6 protein-coding genes are annotated in these 5,483 nt (G+C 31.9%); 4 read left to right on the forward strand and 2 right to left on the reverse strand.

What is annotated here, in order from left to right; genetic code table 11:
- The coding region (locus AABM47_RS08710) for a tyrosine-type recombinase/integrase (protein ID WP_338410537.1) at positions 1 to 214 on the reverse strand (214 nt) is incomplete at its 3' end.
- Positions 215 to 294: 80 nt separating this feature from the next.
- Here AABM47_RS08710 and AABM47_RS08715 point away from each other — a divergent pair.
- Complete coding sequence (locus AABM47_RS08715) at positions 295 to 810, forward strand: hypothetical protein (RefSeq protein ID WP_338410538.1); 516 nt, start codon at positions 295 to 297, stop codon at positions 808 to 810.
- Between the two features lie 238 nt (positions 811 to 1,048).
- On the opposite strand, the gene AABM47_RS08720 is transcribed toward AABM47_RS08715, so the two are convergent.
- Complete coding sequence (locus AABM47_RS08720; protein ID WP_338410539.1) at positions 1,049 to 1,510, reverse strand: UpxY family transcription antiterminator; 462 nt, start codon at positions 1,508 to 1,510, stop codon at positions 1,049 to 1,051.
- Between the two features lie 1,089 nt (positions 1,511 to 2,599).
- Between AABM47_RS08720 and AABM47_RS08725 the strand changes: the two genes are divergently transcribed.
- The 3 genes from AABM47_RS08725 to gmd all read left to right on the forward strand — a co-directional run.
- Positions 2,600 to 3,607 (forward strand): mannose-1-phosphate guanylyltransferase, encoded by a 1,008-nt coding sequence (locus AABM47_RS08725; protein ID WP_338410540.1) that lies wholly within the window; start codon positions 2,600 to 2,602, stop codon positions 3,605 to 3,607.
- Positions 3,608 to 3,613: 6 nt separating this feature from the next.
- Positions 3,614 to 4,564 (forward strand): GDP-L-fucose synthase, encoded by a 951-nt coding sequence (locus AABM47_RS08730; RefSeq protein WP_338410541.1) that lies wholly within the window; start codon positions 3,614 to 3,616, stop codon positions 4,562 to 4,564.
- A gap of 114 nt (positions 4,565 to 4,678) precedes the next feature.
- On the forward strand, positions 4,679 to 5,483 hold an 805-nt coding region (gene gmd / locus AABM47_RS08735; RefSeq protein WP_338410542.1), incomplete at its 3' end, for a GDP-mannose 4,6-dehydratase.

Genomic DNA, 5,483 nt, shown 5'->3' on the forward strand with positions numbered 1-5,483 from the left:
CAAGCCTAAAATGCGCTGAGCTGTATTTGTTAAGTATGTCTACCGCAGAAGTTAATAAAGGGATCTCTCGCCTTTTATTTGTTTTAATCTGATCAACGCGAATGTGTTGCTCATCATTAATAATCATAATGTTGTCCAGCGTTAACTCCATAGCATCGCAAAATCGCAATCCCGTATAACATGAGAACATGAATATATCTCTTACTGCATCCAATGTCTTGTTGTAACTAAAGTCTAAGCTGTTTATGCTAGTAAGCTCATCTCTTTTATGTTTGGGATAATGGGGCTCATGGATTGATTGTTGCAAAAGACGAGATAGGAGACTTAGGTCCTGAAAACTTCACAAGTACAACGGGTGTAGTTTGGATCAAAAATTATACAACAACATATGGGGCATTTAGATCAGGTCTTGGTGGTGGATATGCAAATACAACTCTCATGATATCAAAAACCACTACTGATATTAATTCTCAATGGTATAATTATTCACAGGCTAGTTCTTTTGATTTTTATAGTGCATTTTTAGTACAACAATATAGACCTTCACTTCAAGCTAACGAAGTAAGATATGGTGATTGGTATTTACCATCAAGAGGTGAACTTGAATATTTATATACTAATAAAGACAATATAGCAGGTTCAGGATATAATCCTGCCCATACCTATTGTAGTTCAACAGAAACCAATGACAGTTATGCTTATGTACTTAATACTAATGGTACCGTAAATACAAATACAGTAAATAATAATTCTAATGCCTGGTCTGCAAAAAATGGGTTATATTTTGTTTTGCCTATTAGAATGTTTTAAACTAACTTTTAAAACAAATATTTTTTACCAAATAATAAACAACAACAAAAGCCTCATGATTTTTCTTGAGGCTTTTGTTTTAAATTTTAAAAAAAAATATTATTTCTAACTTTTTTGATTCTGTTTAGATGTTGTTATATGTGTTAACTATATATAGTTTTTGATAGCTCACATAGTTTGTTTTTTATACTTAAAAAGTACAGTATTACTATTTTATTAAAAATAATAATAAAGGGTTTTATAAATGCTTGACTTTTAAAACACAACCTAAAGATTCTAAAATTAAAACATAATGAGTCTTTGTTATGTCTTTTACAACAGCATACTGTTCAGAAAAGACCCCTGAATCTAATTTTACTTTTTGACCAATTTTATATGCTGAGACCGATACTTCAGTATTGTCAACAGTAAGCCATTCTTTAATAGTGTTAATTTCGAAGTCTTTTACAACAGCATGTTTTCCCAACCAAAACAAATAGCGAACTACCCCGGGCGATATAAATACGTTGTTTCGGTCTTTTTCATCTAACTGCACAAATATATAATTATTGAACAAAGGAACTTCTACTTTCTTTTTTCTATCTGACCATTGACGCACTTTTACAACAGTTGGACAATAACAATTTATCCCAATTTTGATTAATTGCTCTGCCGTTTTTTTTTCCCATTTGGGTTTGGTATACAATACATGCCAATTCATTTTATTTTTTTTGAGTTTTAATGTTTTTAATTAGCCATTATATTTATTTGCTTTCTAGTTGCCTAGGTTACTTGTTTTATATAAAAATATGAAGAAAAGTCCTACAAGTAACATAAATTCCTTAATACGTTTAAAAAAAAACATTAATAATTTTATTTATTATCTTTTTAACACTTGTAGCTTTTTTATTAATAAAATTTAAAAAATGTAATTTTGTATGTATTAATAGAAAAGCATATATTTCTGTACAAATATTTATTTTTTTTTTTAATATATCTAATATATTTTTAATTTCTTTCAAACAAAAAAGGCGATTTCTAACAAGATCAGAGCCATTAGGAAAATCAAAAACCTAACACGACAATATGTTTCGAGTCAAATGAGTGTGAGTACTAGGGTTGTGGTAAAATTGAAAGAGGTGAAACGGATTTGACTGTTTCCAAGTTAACTAAGTTAGCAGGCATTTTGAGGTTACTATTTCAGATGTTTATTTCTAAAATTATTTAAACCAATAGTTGCTTTTTTTATCGGTATTGTTGACTTTCTTTAGTTAGCTTTCCTTATTACTAAAAAACCTCCAATTATTTTTAGGATTACGGCATAAAGAGTACTGCTCAATTTGTAAGACGATTTTGCATGTACATTTTCTGTCCTATAATGTTTATTAATTATCATTTTTTGTAATTATTGTCTTTTTTTTGTTTAAGTATTGCTTATTAATTTACTATTTGTTTAAACTTTTTTTGTATATATTTGTAATGTTAATATTAGTATACATTTTTTTAATTAATATTTAATAAATTCTAAGGTTAAATATCCTTAATAGGATTTTTCGTCCATATTTAATTTAGGTTTTTTATTAAAAAAATACATTTAAAATGTAGTTATAATGTAACTATTAATAGGGTACCTATTTCAAATTTATAAATATTAAAAATTTTAATAACTAAAAACAAAATAAATTTTCATTTATTCTGTTTTAGCGAATGTACTTTTTTACTATATTGCAACAACAAAAAAACTTTTTTTACTACATAATAATCAAAACTGTTTACTTTTTTAAACACAACGTGTTTTATAAATACAACTATGAATAACCACAATAAAATTATACACGTTATCCTCACGGGAGGTGTAGGAAGCCGCTTATGGCCTCTTTCTCGAAAAACGAAACCCAAGCAATACTTAGAAATTTTTGAAGGAAAATCATTATTCGAAATGACAGTTGAAAGGAACGCTAATATTGCCGATAAGGTAATGGTTGTTGGAAATGTTGACAACTGTGGTTTGAGTCAAAAAATATTAAAAAAAACCAATACAGATTACATCGATATCATTGAGTCTACGCCAAGAAATACAGCAGCAGCTATTGCTTTTGCTGCTTTGGCTGCTCATCCTGATGATATTTTGGTTGTAACCCCATCCGATCATATTATAGGTGACAGGCCAGTATATGAGGCGGCAATTAATGAAGCCGTAGATAAGGCATCTCAAGGATACATTGTTACTTTTGGTATTGTACCTGTGAAACCGGAAACAGGTTATGGCTATATAGAGCACAAAGGAGACGATGTAATTTCTTTTAGAGAAAAACCAAACCAAGCTACTGCCAGCGCATTTATAACTCAGGGAAACTTTCTTTGGAACAGCGGTATGTTTTGTTTTAAAGCAAGTGTTTTGTTACAAGAATTGAAAGCCTTTCATCCTGAAGTGTATGAAAAATCTAAAATAGCTTGGGAAAACAATAAAGCGGGTAATTTAAATTTAGATTTATCTCTCGATATTCCTTCCATTAGTATTGATTATGCAGTAATGGAAAGAAGCAAAAAAATAAAAGTGGTATCCTCACAATTTGCTTGGTCAGATTTAGGTTCTTTTGAATCGGTCTATGATTATTTAGTAACTATTGGTCATGCCGTCGATAAAAACGGTAACATGGCTATAGGTACTGATACTTATACGGCTTTTGTAGGTGTTACAAACACCATCTTTGTTTATACGGATACGGCCAACTTAATTTTGAAAAAAGAATTTTCACAGGATGTCAAAGGCGTGTATAATGCACTTGCAAAGGACAATTCTGATTTATTGAATTAAAAAATAATGAATAAAGATACTAAAATATACATTGCAGGTCACAACGGTATGGTAGGCAGTGCTATTTGGAGAAGTTTAGCCGCTATAGGTTATACCAATTTAATTGGTGCATCAAGCAAGGAGTTGGATTTAAGAAACCAGCAAGCCGTTAAAGACTTTATGGCAGCTCAAAAACCAGATGTTATTATTGACGCTGCCGCAAAAGTGGGAGGAATACTGGCGAATAACGATTTTCCGTATCAATTTATCATGGAAAACATGCAAATTCAAAACAACTTAATCGATACTGCATTGCAATCTGGTGTGGAGAAGTTTATTTTTTTGGGCAGTTCTTGCATTTATCCAAAACTAGCGCCACAACCGCTAAAAGAAGAATATTTACTAACTGATACTTTGGAACCGACAAATGAGTGGTATGCCATAGCAAAAATTACGGGTGTAAAAGCTTGTCAGGCCATCAGAAATCAATTCAATAAGGATTATGTAAGTTTAATGCCGACTAACCTTTATGGAACTCACGATAATTTCGATTTAAAATCCTCACATGTTTTACCAGCAATGATGCGCAAGTTTCATGAGGCAAAGCAAAATGACAATGCTCCAGTTACTCTTTGGGGTAGCGGAACACCTATGAGAGAGTTTTTGTTTGTAGACGACATGGCTCAAGCAGTTGTATTTGCCTTAGAAAACACGCTGCCGGATTATTTATACAATGTAGGAACAGGAGAAGATTTGACCATCAAACAATTGGCCGAAACCATCCAGAAAATTGTAGGACACCAAGGCAAAATAATTTGGGACAGTACTAAGCCAGACGGTACCCCCAGAAAATTAATGGACATTACTAAAATGCATGCCCTAGGATGGAAACACCAAGTGCAATTAGAAGAAGGAATTCAAAAAACATACGATTGGTTTTTAGAAAATATCGATAAATATAAGCAAGTGAAGATGTAAATGGTTTGTACAGGCGTGAAGTAAAACTTCAAAATACGTTATTGAGCGTTCAATATTCAACAATTTTTTATGCTGAACAACGAACCAACAAACATCTAACAACAAACAACTAATATGAGCACAACACAAAAAGTAGCATTAGTAACAGGAATTACAGGTCAAGACGGATCTTATTTAGCCGAATTATTATTAGAAAAAGGATATATGGTTCATGGGGTAAAACGCCGTGCGTCCTCTTTTAACACCCAACGTATCGATCATTTATATCAAGATCAACATCAAGAAAATGTAAACTTTAAATTGCATTATGGTGATTTGACCGATTCGACTAATATTATTCGAATTATACAAGAAGTGCAGCCTGATGAAATCTATAATTTAGGAGCCATGTCGCATGTAATGGTTTCTTTTGATTCACCAGAATATGTGGCTAATGTAGACGGATTGGGAACCTTAAGAATATTGGAGGCTATTCGCATATTAGGTTTAACAAAAAAAACCAGAGTGTATCAAGCTTCAACTTCGGAACTGTATGGAGGATTGGCAGAAAATAAAAATGCACAAGGTTTTTATGATGAAAACTCACCTTTTTACCCACGTTCGCCCTACGGAGCGGCTAAGATTTATGCTTTTTGGATTACAAAAAACTACCGTGAGGCCTATAATATGTTTGCTTGTAATGGTATTTTGTTCAATCATGAATCGCCTCGACGTGGAGAGACTTTTGTAACGCGTAAAATAACCATGGCAGTAGCTGCTATTGCAAAAGGAAAGCAAGATTGTTTATACTTAGGAAACTTAAATTCGCAAAGAGACTGGGGACATGCTAAGGATTATGTAGAGGCGATGTGGAGAATTTTGCAACAAGATATCCCTGAAGATTATGTAATTGCAACTGGAGTAACTACTTATATTAGAG

Origin of the sequence: uncultured Flavobacterium sp., assembly GCF_963925415.1 — a bacterium.
In the GTDB taxonomy this organism is placed as follows: domain Bacteria; phylum Bacteroidota; class Bacteroidia; order Flavobacteriales; family Flavobacteriaceae; genus Flavobacterium.

What these genes read in the sequence shown, in the direction of transcription:
- AABM47_RS08720 (WP_338410539.1), bottom strand. Translation starts at nt 1,510, where the DNA reads ATGAATTGGCATGTATTGTATACCAAACCCAAATGGGAAAAAAAAACG.
- AABM47_RS08725 (WP_338410540.1), top strand. Translation starts at nt 2,600, where the DNA reads ATGAATAACCACAATAAAATTATACACGTTATCCTCACGGGAGGTGTA.
- AABM47_RS08730 (WP_338410541.1), top strand. Translation starts at nt 3,614, where the DNA reads ATGAATAAAGATACTAAAATATACATTGCAGGTCACAACGGTATGGTA.